The 21,099-nt window shown below is 70.7% G+C and carries 20 protein-coding genes; 5 read left to right on the top strand and 15 right to left on the bottom strand.

From position 1 onward, the window contains the following. Window positions 1-122: 122 nt before the first annotated feature. The gene (locus IU449_RS26610) at window positions 123-863 is read right to left on the bottom strand and encodes a TIGR02234 family membrane protein (protein ID WP_195004905.1); all 741 of its coding nucleotides are present in this window, start codon (window positions 861-863) and stop codon (window positions 123-125) included. Continuing rightward, window positions 860-2,407: an anthranilate synthase component I gene (locus IU449_RS26605; protein WP_195004904.1), complete on the bottom strand. Its 1,548-nt coding sequence runs from the start codon at window positions 2,405-2,407 to the stop codon at window positions 860-862. The genes IU449_RS26610 and IU449_RS26605 overlap by 4 nt, the downstream gene beginning before the upstream one ends. Before the next feature lie 89 nt (window positions 2,408-2,496). Between IU449_RS26605 and IU449_RS26600 the strand changes: the two genes are divergently transcribed. Continuing rightward, entirely contained in the window at window positions 2,497-2,958 is a 462-nt protein-coding gene (locus tag IU449_RS26600; protein WP_195004903.1) for a peroxiredoxin, read from the top strand. A gap of 190 nt (window positions 2,959-3,148) precedes the next feature. After that, a complete protein-coding gene (locus IU449_RS26595; RefSeq protein ID WP_195004902.1) occupies window positions 3,149-3,637 on the top strand; it encodes a MarR family winged helix-turn-helix transcriptional regulator in 489 nt (162 codons plus the stop codon). Window positions 3,638-3,652: 15 nt separating this feature from the next. Here IU449_RS26595 and hisI read toward each other — a convergent pair whose 3' ends face one another. The 11 genes from hisI to IU449_RS26540 form a co-directional block, all read right to left on the bottom strand. Next, window positions 3,653-4,000, bottom strand: a complete 348-nt coding sequence (gene hisI / locus IU449_RS26590; RefSeq protein WP_195004901.1) for a phosphoribosyl-AMP cyclohydrolase — start codon at window positions 3,998-4,000, stop codon at window positions 3,653-3,655. A 7-nt stretch (window positions 4,001-4,007) separates the two neighbouring features. Next, window positions 4,008-4,817, bottom strand: a complete 810-nt coding sequence (gene hisF / locus IU449_RS26585) for an imidazole glycerol phosphate synthase subunit HisF (protein ID WP_195004900.1) — start codon at window positions 4,815-4,817, stop codon at window positions 4,008-4,010. Between the two features lie 13 nt (window positions 4,818-4,830). Continuing rightward, window positions 4,831-5,676 (bottom strand): inositol monophosphatase family protein, encoded by an 846-nt coding sequence (locus tag IU449_RS26580; protein ID WP_195004899.1) that lies wholly within the window; start codon window positions 5,674-5,676, stop codon window positions 4,831-4,833. A 9-nt stretch (window positions 5,677-5,685) separates the two neighbouring features. Then, entirely contained in the window at window positions 5,686-6,417 is a 732-nt protein-coding gene (gene priA, locus IU449_RS26575) for a bifunctional 1-(5-phosphoribosyl)-5-((5-phosphoribosylamino)methylideneamino)imidazole-4-carboxamide isomerase/phosphoribosylanthranilate isomerase PriA (protein WP_195004898.1), read from the bottom strand. An 805-nt stretch (window positions 6,418-7,222) separates the two neighbouring features. Beyond that, on the bottom strand, window positions 7,223-7,753 hold the full coding sequence (locus IU449_RS26570; protein WP_195004897.1) for a DUF1772 domain-containing protein: 531 nt from the start codon (window positions 7,751-7,753) through the stop codon (window positions 7,223-7,225). Window positions 7,754-7,853: 100 nt separating this feature from the next. Further along, the gene (gene hisH, locus IU449_RS26565) at window positions 7,854-8,531 is read right to left on the bottom strand and encodes an imidazole glycerol phosphate synthase subunit HisH (protein ID WP_416382246.1); all 678 of its coding nucleotides are present in this window, start codon (window positions 8,529-8,531) and stop codon (window positions 7,854-7,856) included. Next, window positions 8,528-9,169 carry an imidazoleglycerol-phosphate dehydratase HisB gene (hisB, locus tag IU449_RS26560; RefSeq protein ID WP_195004896.1) on the bottom strand — a complete coding sequence of 214 codons (642 nt, stop codon included), beginning with the start codon at window positions 9,167-9,169 and terminating at the stop codon, window positions 8,528-8,530. Before hisB ends, hisH begins: the two co-directional genes overlap by 4 nt. Then, window positions 9,166-10,443: a histidinol-phosphate transaminase gene (locus tag IU449_RS26555; protein WP_228805779.1), complete on the bottom strand. Its 1,278-nt coding sequence runs from the start codon at window positions 10,441-10,443 to the stop codon at window positions 9,166-9,168. The genes hisB and IU449_RS26555 overlap by 4 nt, the downstream gene beginning before the upstream one ends. Then, window positions 10,440-11,777, bottom strand: a complete 1,338-nt coding sequence (gene hisD, locus IU449_RS26550) for a histidinol dehydrogenase (protein WP_195004895.1) — start codon at window positions 11,775-11,777, stop codon at window positions 10,440-10,442. The genes IU449_RS26555 and hisD overlap by 4 nt, the downstream gene beginning before the upstream one ends. Before the next feature lie 145 nt (window positions 11,778-11,922). Continuing rightward, on the bottom strand, window positions 11,923-13,446 hold the full coding sequence (locus tag IU449_RS26545) for a protein kinase domain-containing protein (protein ID WP_416382245.1): 1,524 nt from the start codon (window positions 13,444-13,446) through the stop codon (window positions 11,923-11,925). A 181-nt stretch (window positions 13,447-13,627) separates the two neighbouring features. Then, the gene (locus tag IU449_RS26540) at window positions 13,628-15,373 is read right to left on the bottom strand and encodes a penicillin-binding transpeptidase domain-containing protein (RefSeq protein ID WP_195004893.1); all 1,746 of its coding nucleotides are present in this window, start codon (window positions 15,371-15,373) and stop codon (window positions 13,628-13,630) included. A gap of 151 nt (window positions 15,374-15,524) precedes the next feature. Here IU449_RS26540 and crtI point away from each other — a divergent pair, with 151 nt between their 5' ends. Together crtI and IU449_RS26530 are read left to right on the top strand one after the other, a co-directional pair. Further along, window positions 15,525-17,135, top strand: coding sequence for a phytoene desaturase family protein (gene crtI, locus IU449_RS26535; protein ID WP_195004892.1), 1,611 nt, complete (start codon window positions 15,525-15,527; stop codon window positions 17,133-17,135). Next, window positions 17,122-18,195: a phytoene/squalene synthase family protein gene (locus tag IU449_RS26530; RefSeq protein ID WP_195004891.1), complete on the top strand. Its 1,074-nt coding sequence runs from the start codon at window positions 17,122-17,124 to the stop codon at window positions 18,193-18,195. The genes crtI and IU449_RS26530 overlap by 14 nt, the downstream gene beginning before the upstream one ends. Before the next feature lie 172 nt (window positions 18,196-18,367). Here IU449_RS26530 and IU449_RS26525 read toward each other — a convergent pair whose 3' ends face one another. Beyond that, on the bottom strand, window positions 18,368-19,240 hold the full coding sequence (locus tag IU449_RS26525) for an arylamine N-acetyltransferase (RefSeq protein ID WP_324188452.1): 873 nt from the start codon (window positions 19,238-19,240) through the stop codon (window positions 18,368-18,370). Window positions 19,241-19,409: 169 nt separating this feature from the next. Between IU449_RS26525 and IU449_RS26520 the strand changes: the two genes are divergently transcribed. Continuing rightward, complete coding sequence (locus IU449_RS26520; protein ID WP_195004890.1) at window positions 19,410-19,907, top strand: tellurite resistance TerB family protein; 498 nt, start codon at window positions 19,410-19,412, stop codon at window positions 19,905-19,907. Window positions 19,908-20,001: 94 nt separating this feature from the next. Here the strand turns inward: IU449_RS26520 and IU449_RS26515 are convergent, their stop codons facing one another. After that, on the bottom strand, window positions 20,002-20,922 hold the full coding sequence (locus tag IU449_RS26515) for an alpha/beta fold hydrolase (RefSeq protein WP_195004889.1): 921 nt from the start codon (window positions 20,920-20,922) through the stop codon (window positions 20,002-20,004). Window positions 20,923-21,099: the final 177 nt, after the last annotated feature.

Here is a 21,099-nt window from a genome sequence, read left to right as displayed (position 1 = left end):
CTCGCCGATGTCGACAAAGAATAAATGGCCGGTTGTCCCGGCCCGGCGCCGGGGTCGTGGCCCTGCACTCGGGCCGCTCTGCTATCCGATACCACCGAGGGGCCCGCATGGGCGAGGTCACGTCACTTCGGCGAGCCCGGCGGACCGTCACCGGTCCGGGGGTCGTCCTCGGTGGGATCCTCCCCCGCGTCGAGCGCGTCCCACAGCACCCGCTCCGACAGTGCCGAGCCGTCCTGGGAGCGCTGCTCGGCGACCGCCTCGGCGGCCGCGGCCTTACGGGCGCCGGGCGCGTCGTAGCGGCCGGCCGGGCCCGTGGTCTCGCGCGGCATCCTGGCCAGCAGCAGGCCCGCACCGAAGGCGCACAGCGCGGCGAGGACGGTCACCACCGCGGGCAGGGTCGAGGTCTGTACCTCGGTGACCGTGGCGCGGCCGGGCAGCTCGGCCAGCGCGCCCGCGCGCTCGGCGGTCGCACCCGAACCGGTGAGCAGCGCGAAGGCGGGCACGGCGGTCACCGCACCGATGAGCGCCACCAGCACGCCCACCAGCCTGCGCGGCCAGCCCTTGGTCGCCAGCACCGCCGCGACGGCGGCCAGCAGCACCAGGGCCAGCGGCGTGAGCGCGCCGAACCAGACCGCGCCCTTCAGTTCGTCGACGCGCGGTTCGGTGAGGCCGTCGGCCGAGGAGACGGTCACCCAGGTCAGCCGGGAGGCGCCCCACATGAGCGCGGCCGCGAGCGCCAGCAGTGCCACCGGCACGACCGGTCGCGCGGCGCGTGGCGCGCCGCCGGCAGCAGCGGGCCGATCGGCGGCGGGGTCGAAGCGGTCCGGGTCCGCGGCCGGGTCCAGGCCGCCGGAGCCGGTCATCGCGGACCGCTGTCGTCGGCGGAGAAGGGACGTACGGTCTGAGCCGCGGCGACCGCCTTGAGCACGGCCATCGCCTTGTTGCGCGACTCCACGTCCTCGTAGTCGGGATCGGAGTCGGCGACCACGCCCGCGCCCGCCTGGACGTAGGCGACGCCGTCCTTGAGCAGGGCGGTGCGGATGGCGATGGCGGTGTCGGCGTCGCCGGCGAAATCCAGGTAGCCCACGACACCGCCGTACACCCCGCGCCGGGTCGGCTCGATCTCCTCGATCAGCTCCATCGCGCGGACCTTCGGCGCACCGGACAGCGTGCCCGCCGGGAAGCAGGCCCGGACCGCGTCGAGGGCGACCTTGCCCGGGGCCAGATGCCCGGACACCGTGGAGACCAGATGCATGACATGGCTGTAGCGCTCGATGTGGCGGTACTGGGTGACCTTCACGGTTCCCGGGGTGCACACCCGTCCCAGGTCGTTGCGGCCGAGGTCGACGAGCATCAGATGTTCGGCGTTCTCCTTCTCGTCGGCCAGCAGATCCTTCTCGAGCAGCAGGTCGTCCTCCTCGGTGCTCCCCCGCCACCGGGTGCCCGCGATCGGGTGCGTGGTGGCGACACCGTCGGTCACGGTGACCAACGATTCCGGGCTGGATCCCACGATGGAGAAAGCGGTGCCACCCTCGGCGTCGGGGATGTGCATCAGGTACATGTACGGGCTCGGGTTCGAGGCTCGCAGCATCCGGTACAGGTCGATGGGCGCGCCGTCGTAATCCATCTCGAAGCGCTGGGACAGCACCACCTGGAACGCCTCGCCCGCCTCGATCTCCTTCACCAGCCTGCGCACGCCCGCGCCGAACTGCTCGGAGGTTCGCCCGCGCCGGAAGTGCGGCTCGGGCCGGTCGAAGACCGACACGGTGGACAGCGCGGGCGCGGCCAGCGCCTCGGTCATCCGGTCCAGGCGCGCGACCGCGTCGTCGTAGGCCTCGTCCACGTGTTCGGCGGTGCCGTTCCAGTTCACGGCGTTGGCGATCAGCGTGATAGCGCCTTCGTGGTGATCGAAGGCGGCCAGATCGGTCGCCAGCAGCAACACCATCTCGGGCAGGTTCAGGTCGTCGGCCGCCAGCGAGGGCAGGCGCTCCATCCGCCGGACGGCGTCGTAGCCCAGGTAGCCGACCATGCCGCCGGTCAGCGGCGGCAGATCGGGCAGCCGCTCGGTGCGCAGCAGGTCGAGGGTCTCGCGCAGCGCCTCGAGCGGGTCGCCGCCCGAGGGCGCGTCGGCGGGGATGTGGCCGAGCCAGGCCGCGGCGCCGTCGACCACGGTCAGCGCCGAGGGCGCCCCCGCGCCGATGAACGACCAGCGCGACCAGGACTTGCCGTTGGCCGCGGATTCGAACAGGAAGGTGCCGGGCCGGTCACCGCCGAGTTTGCGGTAGGCCGAGAGCGGAGTCTCGGAGTCCGCCAACACCTTTCGGGTCACCGGCACGACCCGGTGTTCGGCGGCCAGCTGCCGGAACTGCGCGCGGGTCGTGGTCGTGGGAGCGGTCGCGACTGGCATGCGTCCCATCATCCCAGGCCGCGTCCAGCGCGAGCGCGCCGGGACTTCGCGTCCCTTGGCGGTCGACACCCGGCCGGTATCCTGCAGAGATGCAGACAGGCGCTCAGGCCCCGAATTTCACGCTTCCCGATCAGACCGGGACAGCACGCTCGCTCGACGAACTGCTCGCCGCCGGTCCGCTGGTGCTGTTCTTCTATCCCGGCGCCAACACGCCGGTGTGCACCGCGGAGGCCTGCCATTTCCGCGACCTGAGCGCCGAGTTCGCCGCGCTGGGCGCTTCCTGCGCCGGGATCAGCACGGACGCGGTCGACACACAGGCCGGATTCGCCACCTCCCAGCGGCTGGACTACCCGCTGCTCTCCGACGTCGGCGGCTCGGTGGCCGCGCAGTTCGGGGTCAAGCGCGGCCTGCTGGGCAAGATCGCCCCGGTCAAGCGGCACACCTTCGTCATCGACACCGACCGCACGGTGCTCACCGTCATCACCGGTGAACTGCGGGCGAATGTCCACGCGGACGAGGCTCTGACCTTTCTCCGCGACCGCGCGAAGTAACACGTTCACCACTCTCACCAGCCGAGCGGCTATACGACACTGCCGTTGCTACCGAGCGGAAATCATTCCGATGTGAATGATTTCACCGCTGCCGTCAGCTCGCTGACTCGCGAGCGAAGCCGTGGCAAACTCGTGGGCAGTGGTGGCGGCCGCCCTTCTCGTCGCCGCCGGATTCCGGAAGGGGGCGCAGATGGCGCAGCGGCTCGACCCCGCCGAACAGCAGGCGTGGAATGCCATTGTCGCCCTGCTGAACCGGCTACCCGGCGTACTGGACACCCGGCTGCAGCGGGAGTCCGGCATTACGCATTTCGAATTCGTGGTGATGAGCATGCTCTCGCACCAGCCGGGGCATCGCCTGCAGATGAGCGAGCTGGCCCAGCGGGTGCACTCGTCGCTGTCGCGCCTGTCGCACGTGGTGTCCAAGCTCGAGCGGCTCGGCCTGGCCGAACGGAAGGTCACCGAAGGCAAGCGCGGCGTCCAGGCCGTGCTCACCGATCAGGGCTATCTGACGATCGTGGAAGCGACGCCCGGCTACATCGCCACAGTCAGCCGACTGGTGTTCGCCGCCCTCGACGACAAGCAGAAGGACGCGCTGGCCGAGATCGCCGTGGCAGTGCAGCACCGGCTGGACATCGAACTCGGCGGCGCCGACGATGCCGGTCGGTACCCCGTGGTGTGAGCTACGCGGGCGGGCTCAGGCGGGTGTGCCGAGCAGCACGTCGGCGACGAAGCAGGTGTGCGAGCCGGTGTGGCAGGCCGCACCTTCCTGATCGACGACGAGCAGCACGGTGTCGCCGTCGCAGTCCAACCGCACCTCGTGCACGTACTGGGTGTGCCCGGAGGTCTCGCCCTTGACCCAGTACTGCTGACGCGACCGCGAGTAGTAGGTGGCGCGGCGGGTTTCGAGCGTGCGGGCCAGCGCTTCGTCGTCCATCCACGCCATCATCAGTACATCGCCGGTCGCGCGTTCCTGCGCGACGGCCGCGACCAGACCGGCTTCGTTGCGCTTGAGCCGGGCGGCGATGGCGGGGTCCAGTGTCATGGTTCCGTTATATCCCGAGCGTCCGGCGGCGCGGCGGCGGGGTTGCGCGCACCACCAGGTCGGCGGCGCGCAGCGAGTCCTTGACCTGGCCGATGGTGAGGTCGCCGAAGTGGAAGACGCTGGCCGCCAGCACGGCGTCGGCCCCGGCCCGCACAGCGGGGGCGAAGTGCTCGACCGCACCGGCGCCGCCGCTGGCGATCACCGGGATCGACACCGCCGCCCGCACCGCACGGATCATCGCCAGGTCGAAGCCTGCCTTGGTGCCGTCGGCATCCATAGAATTGAGCAGGATCTCACCCACGCCGAGTTCGGCGCCGCGCCGGGCCCACTCGATCGCGTCGATACCGGTGCCGCGCTTGCCACCGTGCGTGGTGACCTCCCAGCCCGACGGGGTGGGCGGCTGCCCCTCGGGCACGGTGCGGGCATCCACCGAGAGCACGATGCACTGCGAGCCGAAACGCTCGGACATCTCACGCAGCACCTCGGGACGGGCGATGGCGGCGGTGTTCACCGATACCTTGTCCGCGCCCGCGCGCAGCAGCCGGTCGACGTCCTCCACGGTGCGCACGCCGCCGCCCACGGTGAGCGGGATGAAGATCTGTTCGGCGGTGCGGGTCACCACGTCGATCATGGTGCCGCGATCGCCGGTGGAGGCGGTGACATCGAGGAAGGTCAGTTCGTCGGCGCCCTGGGCGTCGTAGCTCGCGGCCAGTTCGACCGGGTCGCCCGCGTCGCGCAGGTTCTGGAAGTTGACGCCCTTGACCACCCGGCCCGCGTCCACGTCCAGACACGGGATCACGCGTACCGCCAGTGTCATCGGGTGCACCCTGTCATCGATCGATTCCTTCCTCGGCGGCCGCCGGGTCGGCGACCGCGCAGATCATTTCCAGCAGTTCGGCGTGCACCCCGGGCGCGGCGGCCAGCACCGACCCCGAGGTGATCGTCCACGGCTCGCCCGCCAGGTCGGTGACCACCCCGCCCGCGGCCCTGACCAGCGCGACACCGGCCGCGTTGTCCCACGGATGGTGCCCGAACACGATCGTGCCGCCGAGCACGCCGGAGGCGGTGAACGCCAGATCGATGCCGGTCGAGCCGTGCATACGCACCCGGGAGGACAAGGTGCTCAGCGAGCCGAGCAGATCGAATCGGAAGCGGCCGGGGATGCGGCCCTCGGAGTCCAGATTGAAAGTGCCGAAACCGATCATGGACTCGGCCAGTCTGCCGGTCGGCAGCGGCGGCACCGGCTCGCCGTCGATCAGCAGCGGCCCACCCCGCACAGCGGCGTAGCGTCTACCCAGCAACGGCAGCCAGGTCATGCCCAGAACGGGCTCACCGTCGCGGACGAGGGCGAGCAGGATGGCCGAGAGCGGGTGCCCGGCGGAGTAGTTGAAGGTGCCGTCGATCGGGTCGAGCACCCACGCGGTGCCCGAGGTGAGCTGCGGGCCGCCGAACTCCTCGCCGTGCACCGCGATCCCGGTACGCTCCCACAGGGCCGCCGACACAGTGCGTTCCAGTTCGAGATCGAACTCCGTGGCGAAGTCGTTGCGGCCCTTGGCCACCGCGCTCGGCGCGCCGATGCCGTGCACGAACCGCTCGGCCGCGCCGTCGAGGATGTCACTCGCGATGTCGAGCAGGCCGGAAAGATCGGGTAGAGCGGCGTTCGGGTCGGCAGCCATCGTTGCGGGTCAGCGCACCGCGGCCAGCGCCTCGGGCAGGGTGAACCGGCCCGCGTACAGCGCCTTGCCGACGATCGAGCCCTCCACGCCGTCGGGCACCAGCCCCGCGATGGCGACCAGATCCTCGATGGTGGACACACCGCCCGACGCGATCACCGGCGCGTCGGTGGCCGCGCACACCTCGCGCAGCAGGTCCAGGTTCGGACCGGTGAGGGTGCCGTCCTTGGTGACGTCGGTGACCACATAACGCGAGCAGCCGTCGCCCTCCAGGCGCTCGAGCACCTCCCACAGGTCGCCGCCGTCGCTCACCCAGCCGCGCCCGCGCAGCCGGTAGTCGCCGTCGATGATGCGCACGTCCAGACCGACGGCGATGCGCTCGCCGTGCTTGGCGATGGCCGAGGCACACCACTGCGGGTCCTCGAGCGCGGCGGTGCCGAGATTGACCCGGGCGCAGCCGGTCGCCAGCGCGGCCTCGAGGGACTCGTCGTCGCGGATACCGCCGGACAGCTCGACCTTCACATCGAGTTCGCCGACGACCTGCGCGAGCAGCTCACGATTGGAACCGCGACCGAACGCGGCGTCCAGATCGACCAGATGCACCCATTCGGCGCCGGCCTCCTGCCACGCGAGAGCAGCCTCGCGCGGCGAGCCGTAGCTGGTTTCGCTACCGGCCTCCCCCTGAACGAGGCGCACGGCCTCTCCATTGGCGACATCGACGGCGGGCAGCAGCACAAGACTCACTCCGGGCAGCTTAGTAGGCAATCTGCCGTTACCCGCGCCGGGGCCCGCCTGCCCCGGTCAGCGACCCGACCCAGGTCATCCGCAACGGCACCGCCCGCTGTAGTCCGGCACCATGTCGCACGACGGGCAGGGGGTACGCGGAACAGGAATGCTCTCCGGCCGGATCGGGGCTACGACCGATTTGGTCACGGAGTTCGCCGACGGCACCGCCCGGCCCGTCCCTCGTCCTCTCCGCTTGGAACGCTTCGCAGGAGAAGCGTTCGCCGCCGACGCGAGCAAGCTCCTACGGACTTCGGAGACCATCTTCCGTGTGATCATCGGGTAGCCATGTGCACGCGCGGCGGCAATACAATCGGCGTTCGACCCGTGTGGACGCGCCTTCAACCAGCCTGCGACGAATGCCTGCCAATTGCGCGGCGCCGACTCCGCGGGGCGCTTCTTCCGGCGCTCGGACTTCCGCTGAGCCGGCGAGGCCGTCCAGATGCGCTGCGGCAACTCACCGAACTGCGGGTGATCACGTACGTCGTCATTTTCACGGTCGTATCGGGGATCGAGATCGTCGCGATGCGCGCGGTCGTCGTACCAATCTCTGATCGACGGCATATGGCCCCCTCCCATTGCGGGAGGGGAACCCGTCGGCGAGTCCACGACACCCCCGTGGATGAGCCGAGTGTAGGAGCCGACCACACCGTTCGCTGCGCATCCACCGAAGCCCGCACCGGAATTCATCCGAACGAATGACAGGCCGGCCGACCTTGATCAGCATGAAGCCTGCTACGCCAGAGGTGTCCAGCGCGACCTCGGATCAGTCGAGCGCCGCTTCGGCCTTGCGCTGGGCCGAGCTCAGGACGTGGGCGCGGTAGCAGACCAGGGCGGCCACGACGGCGAACACGGCGGTCAGCGTGCACGCGCCGACCCGCAGTGCCTGGCCGACGAGGAATTCGTCCGCCGCCCGCCGGAGTTCCTCCGTCGAGTACCGATCGCGATCGTCGAACAGGATGTCCACCCGCGGCCACTGGTAGGCGACCGAGAGCAGGAACTGGCCGGTGATCAGCGAGGCCGCCGACGCGGCGATCCAGCCGCGGGCGAGCCGGGAGCGGGCCGACACCGCTGCGGCAGCGAGCGCGACCAGGGTGAGCACCGCGCCCATCGGCCGCAGCACATCGCCGACGCCGACCACGCTCATGAACTGCTCGGTGAGCTCGAGGGAGTGCGGGACGTCGTGGAAGACGTTGGGATAGAACAGCATCGTCTCGGTGACGGTGACCGCGCAGGCGAAACTGGCGAACACGGCGTAGCCGCCGATGACGGCGGTGGGCAGGGCGAGGGATTTCATGGGCGAACCTCCTCGCCCGAGTGTCACCCCGCGCACCGTCGGGCCGGATCAGGGACCGGCCCCCATTTCGCCCTCGGGAATCAACCCGACGACGCGCGGATCACAGCGAGTCCACCCAGTTGCGCAGCAGTCGCGCACCGGCGTCGCCGGACTTCTCGGGGTGGAACTGGGTGGCCGAGAGCGGGCCGTTCTCGACGGCGGCCAGGAACGGCACGCCGTGCTCGGCCCAGGTGAGTTTCGGGGGTGCGATGTGGTCGTTGGGGGGAAGCTCCCACTTCTGGGCGGCGTAGGAGTGCACGAAGTAGAAGCGGGTGTCGGCGTCCAGGCCCGCGAAGAGCACGCTGTCCTCGGGCGCGGTGACGGTGTTCCAGCCCATGTGCGGCAGCACCGGCGCGTCCAGGCGTTCGACCACCCCCGGCCATTCGGCGCAGCCTTCGGTCTCGACGCCGAACTCGACGCCGCGCTCGAACAGGATCTGCATGCCGACGCAGATGCCCAGCACCGGACGTCCGCCCGCCAGGCGCTGGCCGATGATCTTCTCCCCGCGCACCGCGAGCAACCCGGCCATGCAGGCCGCGAACGCGCCGACGCCGGGCACCACCAGGCCGTCGGCGGCCAGCGCGGCGTGCGGGTCGGCGGTCACCTCGACCTGGGCGCCCGCCCGCACCAGCGCGCGCTCGGCCGAGTGCAGGTTGCCCGAGCCGTAGTCCAGCAGGACGACGGATTTCGTTGTCGCCCCATCGGCATTCGTTGCCGATCCATAGGCATCGGTAGTCACAGCGTTCCCTTCGTGGACGGCACACCGGTGACCCGCGGGTCCGGCTCCACGGCGGCGCGCAGCGCGCGGGCCACCGCCTTGAATTCGGCCTCGGTGATGTGGTGCTGGTCGCGTCCGTAGAGGACCCGCACGTGCAGGGCGATGCGGGCGTTGAGGGCGATCGACTCGAAGACGTGCCGGTTGAGCACCGTCGAGTACGGCGCGCCGGGATCACCGGTGCCGCGCACCGGGGAACCGGGGATCACCGTGTGCAGCAGGTGGTCCGGCTCGCCGATGTGCACGCAGTAGGGACGGCCGGACACATCGACCGAGGCGTGCGCGAGTGTCTCGTCCATCGGGATGAACGCGTCGCCGAAGCGGCGGATTCCCGACTTGTCGCCCAGTGCCTGCCCGAGCGCCTGCCCGAAGACGATGGCGGTGTCCTCGACGGTGTGGTGCGCTTCGATTTGGATGTCGCCGGTGGCCTGCACCGTCAGATCGAAGCTGGCGTGCGCGCCGAGCGCGGTGAGCATGTGGTCGTAGAACGGCACGCCGGTGCTGATCTCGGTGCGGCCGGTGCCGTCGAGGTCGAGGTCGACCACGATGCTGGATTCCTTGGTGACGCGTTCGACGCGCGCCCTGCGGTGGGCTTGGGTCATTTCGTGCCTCGTTCGTCGCTGGAAAGTGCTGCCTCGCCGGAGTTCTCCGAGCCACCGGACACAGCGGGGCGGATCTCGTCGGCGGCCAGCAGTGCGCTCACGCGCAGGAACTCGTCGTTCTCGGCGGCCAGGCCGATGGTGGCGCGCAGATGCCCCGGGATGCCGACATCGCGGATGAGCACGCCGTGATCGAGGTAGCGCTGCCAGGCGCGTGGTGCGTCGGCGAAGGAGCCGAACAGCAGGAAGTTGGCGTCGCTGGGCACCACGTCGTAGCCCATCTCGGTCAGCGCCGCCGCCACCCGATCGCGCTGGGCCGCCAATTCGGCGACGCTGCCGAGGGTTTCGTCGGCATGGCGCAGCGCGGCCCGCGCGGCGGCCTGGGTGACCACCGACAGGTGGTACGGCAGGCGCACCAGCAGCAGCGCGTCGATCACCGCCGGAGCGGCGACCAGATAGCCGAGCCGCCCGCCCGCGAAGGCGAACGCCTTGCTCATGGTCCGGCTGACCACCAGCTTCGCCGGGAAGCGGTCGATCAGGCCGATGGCGCTGGGCTGCGCGGAGAACTCGGCGTAGGCCTCGTCCACCACGACGATGCCCGGCGCGACCTCGAGGACGCGCGCCAGGTCGTCGAACGGAATGCTGTGCCCGGTCGGATTGTTGGGGCTCGTCACGAACACCACGTCGGGACGGCGCTCGGCGATGGCCGCCACCGCGTAGTCCACGTCGAGGGAGAAGTCGGCGTTGCGCTCGGCTTCCACCCACTCGGTATCGATGCCCTCGGAGATGATGGGGTGCATCGAATACGAGGGCACGAAGCCCAGCGCGCGGCGGCCCGGTCCGCCGAAAGCCTGCAGCAACTGCTGCAGGATCTCGTTGGAGCCGTTGGCCGCCCACACGTTCGCGGCCCCGACGGCGACGCCGGTCTGGCGGGTGAGGTACGCGGCCAGGTCGGTGCGCAGCGCGACGGCGTCACGGTCGGGGTAGCGGTGCAGGTCGGCGGCGGCGGCACGCACGGCCTCGGCGACGTCGTCGACGAGGGCCTTGCTGGGCGGGTGCGGGTTCTCGTTGGTGTTGAGCTGCACCGGCACCGTCAATTGCGGTGCGCCGTAGGGCGATTTGCCGCGCAGGTTCTCCCGCAACGGCAGATCGGCCAAAGTTGCGCTCGCGCCCGGCACCGCGGGAGCAGCTTGCGCACCGGCGTCGGCCCGCACGACGAGATCTCGCTCGGCGACCCCGTGCTCGGAGGCGGGGTTCACCGCGTCCACCCGGCTCATGCCAGCGACTCGAATCGCACCGTCACGGCCTGACCGTGCGCGGGCAGATCCTCGGCGGTCGACAGCGCGACCACGTGTCCGGCGACGTCCTTCAACGCCGCCTCGGTGTATTCGACGACGTGGATGCCGCGCAGGAAGGTCTGCACGCTCAGGCCCGAGGAGTGCCGGGCACAGCCGGCGGTGGGCAGCACGTGGTTGGAGCCCGCGCAGTAGTCGCCCAGGCTGACCGGGGCGTAGGCGCCGACGAACACCGCGCCGGCATTGCGCACCCGCGCGGCCACGGCCGGGGCGTCGGCGGTCTGGATCTCGAGGTGTTCGGCGGCGTAGGCGTCGACCACCCGCAGCCCCTGGTCGATGTCGTCGACCAGCACGGTGCCCGACTGCGCGCCGGTCAGCGCGGCGCGCACCCGCTCGGCGTGCTTGACCACGGGCATCTGCGCGGACAGCGCGGCGTCCACCGCGTCGGCCAGCGCCGCGCTGTCGGTGACCAGCACGCTGGCGGCGAGCACGTCGTGTTCGGCCTGGCTGATCATGTCGGCGGCCACGTGCGCGGGGTCGGCGGTGGCGTCGGCCAGGATCGCGATCTCGGTGGGGCCCGCTTCGGCGTCGATACCGACCAGGCCGCGGCACAGTCGCTTGGCGGCGGTGACATAGATGTTGCCCGGGCCGGTGATCAGATCGACCGGCGCGAGTTCGCCGCTGTCGGTGTCGGTGCCGCCGTAGGACAGCAGTGCCACGGCCTGCGCGCCGCCGACCGCCCACACCTCGTCGACGCCGAGCAATCGCGCGGCGGCCAGGATGGTCGGGTGCGGCAGCCCACCGAAGTTCGCCTGCGGCGGAGAAGCCACGACCAGCGAGCCGACGCCCGCGGCCTGGGCGGGCACGACATTCATCACCACGCTGGACGGGTAGACGGCATTGCCGCCGGGCACGTACAGCCCGACGCGCTCCACCGGCACCCACCGCTCGGTGACGGTGCCGCCGGGCACGACTTCGGTGGTGGTGTCGGTGCGCCGCTGGTCGGCGTGCACCTTGCGCGCGCGGGAGATGGATTCCTCGAGTGCCGCGCGGACGGCGGGATCGAGTTCGTCGAGCGCGCGGCGCAGCTGCTCGGCGGGCACCCGCACGGTCTCCGGGACGACCCCGTCGAACTTCTCGCCGTACTCCAGGGCCGCCGCCGCGCCGCGATCGCGCACCGCCTCGACCACCGGCCGCACATGGTGGAGCACCGAGTCCACGTCGACTCCTCCACGCGGCAGCGCGGTGCGCAGCTCGGCAGTGGAAGGAGTACGACCGCGCAGATCGACGCGGGCGAGCTCGATGCGGGATGTCATGTCGGTGTCGATTCCTTCGTCCGGCGGCGGTCCGGCAACAGGAAAGTTGCCGCTACCAGCCTAATGGGCGGCCGTCGGTGAGGGCCGTCACCCTCCACCCCCGATCCGTGCGCGAATCGGGGGCCTGGGCAGATGTCGCCGCCGACTACCGGGTGTCGCTGTCGATGAGCAGCTTGCCGTTGTGGGCGACCACCCGCAGCACCATCGGCTTGGACGTGCCACCGACGGTGATGTTGCCCAGCCGCATGTCGACCGATCCGTCGCTGTTGTTCGCGCCGTTCGCGGCGTTGATGTTGGCGAAGCTCTCGATGATGCGCGAACTCCAATAGTCCTGGAAGTCCTGCTGACTGCCGTAGGCGGCCTGCGCGGCCGGGGTCAGCAACGACCACGAACTGCTCGGGCTGTTGTAGAAGTCGACGATCAGCTGACCGGCCGAACCCCAGTCGACGGTGCCGCTGCTGGGCGTCGCGCCGAGCGCCGCGGCGGTGGTCGTCGTGGCGCCGGGCTTGGCGGTCGAGGAGGCGGGCGTATTCGCCTGGGCCACCGAGCCGTTGGAATCGGAGTCGTTCATCGTCCCGATCAGCAGCGCCGAGACCGCGACCAAGCCGCCGGCGAGCCCGCCGATCAGCACCGCCCGCCGCTTGCCGCCGCTCGCCGAACCCGACCGCGCGGGGGCGGTGGTGGGATGCGCGGCCGTCTCCGGGTGGGCGACACTGTGCTGCGCGGGCGGCAGCGGGCGTTCGTGCCGGGTGGGGTGCTGCGCGGGCGTGGGCGAGCGCAGGGCCCTGGTCGCCGCGTCGGGTTCAGCGCCCTGCCTGCGGGCGTAGGCCTCGCTGGCCGGGACGAAACCGACGGGCGCGGCCGAACCGGCGTCGGCGAACGCGGTGAGGGTGTCACGCGCGACCCGCATGCTCGGCCGGACATCGGGGTCCGGGTCGAGCAGCGCGAGCAGGAACTCGGTCGCCGGACCCGCATTGCGCGGCTGGCTGACCTGCCCGTTCGCCGCGGCGTAGAGCACCGCGAGCGGGTTGGCGCTGGCGCCGTAGGGCGGCTCGCCTTCCAGCGCGTGGAACAGCGTCGCGCCGAGGGAGAACACGTCGGAGGCCGGGGTCGGATCGGAGCCGCGGGCCACCTCGGGGGCGAGGTAGGCGGCGGTGCCGCAGATCAGGCCGGTCTCGGTGAGGGTGGCGTCGCCCGCGGCGCGCGAGATGCCGAAGTCGGTGATCTTGACCGTGCCGTGATCGTCGAGCAGCACGTTGCCCGGTTTCACGTCGCGATGCACGATGCCCGCGTTGTGCGCCGCGATCAGCGCCGAGGCCACCTGCTCGCCGATCCTGGCCACCTGCGTCAGCGGCAGCGTGCCCTGGGCGGCGAGCACCGCGGCCAGGCTGCGCGACTGCAGGTACTCCATCACCAGGCACGGATCACCGTCGTGCTCGGTGATATCGAAGACCACGATGGCGTTGGGATGTTGGAAGCGAGCCGCGTTGCGCGCCTCGCGGATGGCCCGCTGGCGCATGATGTCGCGCTCGGCCTCGGGCAGGCTGGGCTTGATCTGTATCTGCTTGATCGCCACGGAACGTCGCAAGCGCTCGTCGGTGGCACGCCAGACCACGCCTGTGCCGCCGCTACCAATCCGCTCGACCAGGCGGTAATGCTCCGCGATCAACTGACCGGTATCGATGGCGCCTACTCCGAACCTTCTCGAAATCGTGACATCCCACATGTTGACCGCAGGTACGGCCCGCCGACGAGTGTAGCGGGCCGTGGGAGTTCGGCACGCCTCAGCCGGGGTCTGCCCGACCACCGAAATCGGGCCGGCTCCGGTGACGTTGGAGGATAGCGGACAGCTACTGTCGCGCGCGCAGCATCCGGCCCGCGGTTTCGACGGCCGGAGCCGAGCTGCCCGCGTCCGCGGCGAACACCGCGAACGCGAGATCTCCGGCGATACCGACGAACCAGCCGTGCGCGTGGGTGTCGTCGATGTACTCCGCGGTGCCGGTTTTGCCGAGCACATCCGGGAGGTCGGCGAGCGCCGTCGCAGTGCCCGCGGTCACAGTCTCGCGCATCATCGCGCGCAGCTGTTCGGCCACCGCGGCGGGCAGCGCCTCGGGCCGGCGGTCGGCGGTGCCGGGACGCCCCGCGACCACCGCCGGGACGGGCGCCGACCCGTGCGCGATGGACGCCGCGACCAGCGCCATCCCGAACGGTGACGCGGTCACCGTGCCCTGCCCGATGGCGGCCTCGACCCGGGCGGCCGGGGTATCGGCGGGCGGCACCGCGCCGGTGACGGTCGTCAGGCCCGGGGTGAGGTAATCGACACCGAGACCGAGCTGGGCCGCGGCCCCGGTCAGGCCGTCGGCGGGCAGGTCCACGCCGAGCAGACCCATCGTGGTGTTGCACGAGCGCGCGAACGCGGTGTGCAGCGGGACCTCGCCGAGATCGAAGTTGTCGTCGTTGGGGATCCGGCGACCCTCGATGGTGGCCGCGCCGGGACAGGGCAGCACGGTGTCGGCGGTGACCTCTCCGGCCTGCAACGCCGCCGACACGGTCACGGTCTTGAACGTCGAGCCGGGCGGGTACAGCCCCGACAGCGCGATCGGGCCCTGCGCGTCGGCGGCGGGATTCTGCGCGATCGCCACCACATCGCCCGTCGACGGCTGGATCGCCACGATCGCGGCGGGCTGGGGCAGCGGCGCCAGTGCGTCCTCGGCCGCCCGTTGCAGACCGAGGTCGAGGGTGGTGCGGATGTCGGCGGTCGGTCTCGGGTTCTCCCCCGCGATGCGTTCGGTGCCTTCGGGAGTGCGGGCGCGCACCGCCCAGCCCGCCGCCTCGTCGGCCTCGCTCTGCCAGAGGTCGGCCAGTCCGGACAGGGCGGGCGAGGCCAGCGCCTTGTCGACGGCGAGCAGCCGGGTCTGCGGTGCGAGCGTGACGCCGGGCAGGGCGGCCAGCCGCTCCTGGATCGGGGCGATGTCCTCGGCGCGCAGCGAGATCGCGGTGACCGGTCCGCCCTTCTCCACCAGATCCGCTCGCAAGCTCTCGGCCGTGATGCCGGGGGCCAGCGGCGACAACAGTGCGGCCACCGCGGCGGTGTCGGCCTCGGCGGAGACAGTCATCAACGTGACGATCTGCTCGGTCATGAGTTCGTCACCCGCCGCGTCCAGCACCCGGGCGGGCGCGGAGCGGGCGGGGCCGTAGAACAGCGGCCCTTTGTCCAGACCGGGCGCCAGCGTCGCCGGGTTCCACCGGATCCTCGGGTCGTCGCCTCCGGTGGACACACCGGTGGTGGTGTAGGTCCACTCGTCTGCCGCGGAACCCAGTGTCCAGGTGGCGGCGAGCGTGAATTCGTCGCCGTCGACGCCGCTCACCTCGTAGTCGACCCGCGTGCCCAGCCCGTCGTAGAGCCCGCTCAGCGTCTCGCTCGCGCGCGCCGGATCGTCGGTGAGCGCCGCGGCGGCCGCGATATCGCCGCTGTCGAGCGCGTCGGCGAATCGGCCCGCGACGGTCTCCGGCTGGTCGGGACCCGAGCTGCAGGAGACCACGACCAGCACAGGTGCGGCGAACAGAACAGCGAGTTTGCTCCGATAGGTACGCACGCGGCCGACGGTACTGGACGAGAGGGGGTACTCCGAGGACGAGAACTCCACGGTTTACCCGGCGAACGAAGATCATCTGGCAGAATGCATCGTTTATGCATCATTTGTCAGGTAGTCTTCCCGGTAGACATGGACTCAGGAGGACGAAACGATGCGAATTGTGCACGGCAGAACTGATCGAGTAGTGGTCGTCGGGGCCGGCCTGTCCGGGCTGTCGGCGGCTGCGCACCTGGCCGGACGCGGCCGGGAAGTCGTGGTCGTCGAACGCGACGGGCACCCCGGCGGGCGGGCCGGCAGGCTCGACGTCGACGGCTACCGGCTCGACACCGGCCCGACCGTGCTGACCATGCGCGACATCCTCGACGAGACCTTCGCGGCGGTCGGCGACAGCGTCGAGGGCAGGCTCGAACTGTTGCCGATGCACCCGGCCTACGACGCCCGCTTCGCCGACGGCTCGCGGCTGGCCGTGCACAGCGACGCCGACGCGATGTACGACGAGGTGCGCCGATTCTCCGGCGTCGCGGAAGCCGAACGATATCTGCGCCTGCGTGATTGGCTCGGAGAGCTCTACCGCGCCCAGTACGACCGGTTCATCGCGGCCAATATGGATTCCCCGCTGTCGGTGCTCACCCCGTCGCTGGCGCGGGTGGCGGCGCTGGGCGGATTCCGCTCGGTCGACGCGCAGATCTCCCGGCGCCTGCACGACGAGCGGCTGCGGCGGGTCTTCAGCTTCCAGTCCCTGTACGCGGGTGTGGCACCGCACCGGGCGCTCGCGGTATACGCCGTCATCGCCTACATGGACACCATCGCGGGGGTCTACTTCCCGAAGGGCGGCGTGCGCGCGCTCCCGGACGCGCTGGCGGCGTCGGCGGCCGACGCCGGGGTGGAGTTCCGTTACGGCGCCACGGTGACGGAACTGGAGCGCTCCGGCTCGCGCGTCACGGCGGTGCGGACCGCCGACGGCGAACGGCTGGCCTGTGATGCCGTGGTCCTGACCACCGAGCCGCACATCAGCCACCGGCTGCTCGGGCGCGTGCCCCGTCGTCCAGTGCCGTTACGGGCGGCGCCGTCGGCCGCGATCGTCCATGTCGGCGCTCCGGTCGGATCCGACATCGGTCACCACACCATCAGCTTCGGCGCGGCCTGGCGGGAGACCTTCGACGAACTCGTCGGCCGGGGCGAGACGATGAGTGATCCCTCGTTGCTGATCACCCGGCCGACCGCGACGGACCCGACGCTGGCCCCGCCCGGGCAGGATCTGCTGTCGGTGCTCGCGCCGGTGCCCAACCTCACGGCGCGCCGGGGTGCGCCCGCGCTGAACTGGAGCGTCGACGGCGACCGCTACCTGCGCGAGGTGCTCGCCGTCGCCGCCGAACGGGTCGCGCCGGGGCTCACGGATTCGGCGCGGATCCTGGCGACCCTGACGCCCGCCGACTGGGCGAAGCAGGACATGACGGCGGGCACGCCGTTCAGCTACGCGCACAATCTCGCCCAGACCGGGCCGTTCCGGCCGAACAACTTCCCCCGCTTCGTCGACAACGCCGTCCTCGCCGGCTCGGGGACGACTCCGGGCGTCGGAGTGCCGACGGCCCTCATCTCCGGGCGGCTCGCGGCCGATCGCGTCACCGGTGTCGCCCGGTCCGGTGCCGTCGCCCGCCCGAGGAAGGTGCGCCGTGACAACATCAGTCCTGGCAACATCCGCCACGACAAGGTCGACGACAAGGTTCGCCACGACGACAAGGTTCGCCATGACGCAGCGTGAACTCACCGCCGCCCGGATCACCGACCCCGCGCTTCGCCGGGCCTACACCCGATGCCGGGAGCTGAACGCGGCACACGGTCGCACCTACTTCCTCGCGACCCGCTTGCTGCCGCCCGACCGGCGACCGGCGGTCCACGCCCTCTACGGGTTTGCCCGGCATGTGGACGATCTCGTCGACATGCCGGGACAGAGCACGAGCCCCGAGGCGATCAGCGGCCGGATCGACCGGGCCGCCCGGGAACTCGCCGACGCGCTCCACGGCGACGGCGACACGCTCGACGACAACGCTGCCCTCGACGACAACGCCCGCAACGGCGGCGGATTCCCCGGCCACGGGCGCAGCAGCAACGGCCGCGACGGCGACAGCCGCGGTGACGGGGTGCCGGTCGCACTGGCGCTGGCCGACACCGTGCGCCGCTACGCGATCGACCCGGCGCTGTTCTCGGCGTTCCTGAGCTCGATGCGCATGGACCTGCTGTTGCGTGACTACCCGACCCGCGCCGACCTGCAGCGCTACACCTACGGCTCGGCCCAGGTGATCGGCCTGCAATTGCTGCCGGTGCTGGGCACGGTCACCGACCCCGCCGAAGCGGCCCCGTTCGCGGCCGCCCTCGGCGACGCTTTCCAGCTCACGAATTTCCTGCGCGACATCGCCGAAGACCTCGACCGAGGGCGCATCTACCTCCCGGCCGACGAACTGGCCGCCTTCGGCGTGGACCGCGGCCGCCTCGAGTGGTGCCGCGCCAACGGTCTGGCCGATGCGGCGGTCAGAGCCGCGCTCGCCGAGCAGGTCTCCGCCACCCGCGCTGTCTATCGCAGCGCCGCACCGGGCATCGGGATGTTGTCGCCGTGGGCGCGACCGTGCGTGGCCACCGCGTACACGCTCTACTCCGAAATCCTGGACCGCATCGAGTACATGGACTACAACGTCTTCGCCGGCCGCGCGACCGTCGGCGCGACCCGCAAACTCCGCGTCGCGGGACCGGCGGCCGCCCGAGCCTGGTGGGTGCGCCGCTCGCTTCCGGCGGAGCACGCGCGGAGCACGCGCCCCGACAGCTAGCCGGCCCCCCACACCTCTACTACCTGTTCGTTTCCCACTGGCCCCGCACTACCGCACGCACAACGGCCCCGCCGACCTTCTCGTCGAATACCGGACCGCGTTCGTCCGAGCCGGAGACCGGCGTTGACAAGTTCGGTTGCGTGGGAGTGCCGGAGCTTCCAGACCGTCGTCCTCACGGCATTTCGGAGCGCAAAGATCGCTCGGTCCACTTCCCCGTGGTCAGCGCGTGGGCGTCCTCGTCGGTCAGCTCGATGTCGAAGACGCCTTTGAGCACCCCGGGAAGTTCGTCGATCTCCAGTTCCCGCGACTCCACGGTGCCATCGGGCCGTTCGGAGGTCAGGGTGCGGCCGTCGAGGACGTGCCTGACATCCGGCAGGAACCGCTGGACGAACGGGCGCGTGGTGAACGGCGAGCGCGGCGAGGTCGAGACGTAGTGGTTGCCGACCTCGTAATCGATCCGGTACTGCGGATTCGTGGTGAAAGTGTGCCGTTCGACCCAGCCGTCCTTGCCGAACTGGTGCAGCGCCCACAGGTCGGTGCCGAGCTCGCCGACACGGCGCTCGAAACGGAAGCGCCACTGCCCCAACGTGAATTCCTCCGGCCGGGCGCTTAGCTCCCACGGTTCGGACGGCCCCTGGCCGAATCCGACATCGCAGATCCATACCCGGTCGTCGTCGGCCGTGGTGACCCGCAGCAGCGCGTGTGTGGCGGGCCGGGCGGCAACCGCCCCCATGGTCACGCGGGCGCTGAGGCCGGTCACCCCGAACCCGAGCCGCTCCAGCGCGGCCGCGAACAAACTCACGTTCTCGTAGCAGTAGCCGCCGCGCCCGCGCCGGATCATCTTGTCCTGCACCTCGGCGGGCCCCAGCGCCACCGGTCGCCCGAACAGCGCCTCCAGATTCTCGAACGGGAGAGTGGTGGTGTGCCGGTGGACCAGCTCGCGCAACGTCGCGATGGTCGGCTCGCGCTCACCGGTGAATCCGATGCCGGCGAGATAGCCGTCCAGATCGAGTTCTTCGCCCTGCCACCGGTAGCTGGGATCCACGGGTTCGTCCCTCGGCACTCTGATGTCGTCGTCGCTCACTTCTGCGACAACTCGCGGTGCGCGCCGAGCATTCCTTCCCTGCTCAGAGCACGGAACATCACGTCCGTCTGCTACCTTCCGATCGTCGTGCGGGACGAGTCGTCCCGGCCCTTGCTCGCGGGAGTGCGCCATGTCCTTCATCAACAAGCTGTTCCACAACGCCAACACCATCTCCCGTCTCCTGGATCTCGCCGACAAGGCCCCGCAATGGCGCAAGCAGCTGATGGAGAAGAAGAACGAATTCCGCGGCGGCGCCTTCCGGGACGCGGTGATGGGCATGTGCGCGCTGGTCGCCGCCGCCGACGGCACCATCGCCCCTGACGAGCGCATGCGGGTGGCGAACTTGATCACCACCGAACCCACCCTCGACGCCTTCCCCGCCGACGAGCTGCGCCAGTTGTTCGACGCCAACTGCGATCGTGTCCTCGCCGACCCCGCGTTCGGCAAGACCCATCTCATCCAGCAGATCACCAAGGTCGCGGGCAAGCCCGACCAGGCGCGCGCCGTCGTCCAGATCGGCATCATGATCGCCAACGCCGATGGGCGCCTCGACATCGCCGAGATCCACGCCGTGCGCGAGGCGTGCGCCGCGCTGAACATCCCACCGATGCTGGATCTGCCGGGCTGACACGCCCTACCCCGCCGTGATGTCGCTGCGGCCGGGCGGCCTCGCCGGCGAAGGCGCTCATCGCGCGACCGGCAGGCGGCGGCCGCACCGACGGCTACCGTGTTCTCGATCCGATCGCCGGTCGTTTCGTCAGTCGAGCGTCACGGGGTCGTGGCTGTCGACGAATTCGAGCCACCGCGGTATCACCTGCTCCGGGATCGCCCAGAGCAGGTCGTGGCCGACGCCGGGATAGATCTCGATCTCGGCCGAGGGAACGCGCTGCCGGACGAGATCCGCCACCTGTTCGGCATCGTGGACGACCGTCTCGGCGCCGAAGATCACCAGTAGCGGCGCGGTGATCGCGGCGGAACCGCTCGGCGGGCAGCGGCCGCGCCCAGGGCATGCCGGGCCGGAACGCCAAGGCGCTCAACGTGAGAGCCCAGTCCTCTTCGGTGAGCCGGATGGCCGGCGAGAGCCACTGGTTGAGCTTCTCGATCTTGGCTCTGGTCGGGCGGAATCCGGCGAACAGGAACTTGCGCAGCACCTTCCACGGCGGCCGGGCGAAGGTGGCCGGCGCCGGCTCGAGCAAGCTGATGCCCGCCAGCCGGTTGTCGCCCGCGGCCCCGATCACGGTGGCGAGCCAGGCGCCCGCCGAGTAGCCCGCGAGATGGATCCGCTCGACGCCGAGCCCGGCGACGAGCTGAGTACCCCACTCGGCGATATCGGCTTCATCTCGTATCGGAGCGGTCTGCTCGCCGCGGCCCGCCCATCCCAGGACATCGCTGGTGTACACGACACGATCACGGGCCAGTTCCTCGATGAACGGCTCCCAGAACATGGCATTGCCGCCGATCCCGGGCAACAGCAGCAGCGGCGCGCCTTCCCCCACCCCCGACTTGCGCACCCGCGTGGTTCCGAACGAGGTCGCGATATCGAGGTCGACCGAGGGCACCGGCCAGCGGGCGGCAACGGCGTCGTAGGCGCGCAGGAACCTGGCCTTTTCCGCCGCGTCGGCGAAGTGTCCGAGCTTGGGCATGTCTCCCCTTACATCCGCTTGTGATGATACGAATGTACCACCTTATTGGTATGCGTATACCAATATCTCGCTCGCGGCAGGACAGTCGAGGACGCATCGCTCGACGTCGACCGAGTTCGACCCGACGGCCGGTTCGACGAGATGTCCGATACCGCCCCGGCACAGTAGAATCCGCAC

It is taken from the genome of Nocardia higoensis (genome assembly GCF_015477835.1).
GTDB lineage: Bacteria > Actinomycetota > Actinomycetes > Mycobacteriales > Mycobacteriaceae > Nocardia > Nocardia higoensis_A.
The sequence above is the reverse complement of the archived record's forward strand: the minus strand, read 5'-3'. Positions and strand labels throughout refer to the sequence as shown.

Bases quoted from the DNA above. Each gene is read 5' to 3' on its own strand.
- IU449_RS26610 (WP_195004905.1), bottom strand. From the start codon at position 863: ATGACCGGCTCCGGCGGCCTGGACCCGGCCGCGGACCCGGACCGCTTC.
- IU449_RS26605 (WP_195004904.1), bottom strand. From the start codon at position 2,407: ATGCCAGTCGCGACCGCTCCCACGACCACGACCCGCGCGCAGTTCCGG.
- IU449_RS26600 (WP_195004903.1), top strand. From the start codon at position 2,497: ATGCAGACAGGCGCTCAGGCCCCGAATTTCACGCTTCCCGATCAGACC.
- IU449_RS26595 (WP_195004902.1), top strand. From the start codon at position 3,149: ATGGCGCAGCGGCTCGACCCCGCCGAACAGCAGGCGTGGAATGCCATT.
- hisI (WP_195004901.1), bottom strand. From the start codon at position 4,000: ATGACACTGGACCCCGCCATCGCCGCCCGGCTCAAGCGCAACGAAGCC.
- hisF (WP_195004900.1), bottom strand. From the start codon at position 4,817: ATGACACTGGCGGTACGCGTGATCCCGTGTCTGGACGTGGACGCGGGC.
- IU449_RS26580 (WP_195004899.1), bottom strand. From the start codon at position 5,676: ATGGCTGCCGACCCGAACGCCGCTCTACCCGATCTTTCCGGCCTGCTC.
- IU449_RS26570 (WP_195004897.1), bottom strand. From the start codon at position 7,753: ATGAAATCCCTCGCCCTGCCCACCGCCGTCATCGGCGGCTACGCCGTG.
- hisB (WP_195004896.1), bottom strand. From the start codon at position 9,169: ATGACCCAAGCCCACCGCAGGGCGCGCGTCGAACGCGTCACCAAGGAA.
- IU449_RS26555 (WP_228805779.1), bottom strand. From the start codon at position 10,443: ATGAGCCGGGTGGACGCGGTGAACCCCGCCTCCGAGCACGGGGTCGCC.
- hisD (WP_195004895.1), bottom strand. From the start codon at position 11,777: ATGACATCCCGCATCGAGCTCGCCCGCGTCGATCTGCGCGGTCGTACT.
- crtI (WP_195004892.1), top strand. From the start codon at position 15,525: ATGCGAATTGTGCACGGCAGAACTGATCGAGTAGTGGTCGTCGGGGCC.
- IU449_RS26530 (WP_195004891.1), top strand. From the start codon at position 17,122: ATGACGCAGCGTGAACTCACCGCCGCCCGGATCACCGACCCCGCGCTT.
- IU449_RS26520 (WP_195004890.1), top strand. From the start codon at position 19,410: ATGTCCTTCATCAACAAGCTGTTCCACAACGCCAACACCATCTCCCGT.
- IU449_RS26515 (WP_195004889.1), bottom strand. From the start codon at position 20,922: ATGCCCAAGCTCGGACACTTCGCCGACGCGGCGGAAAAGGCCAGGTTC.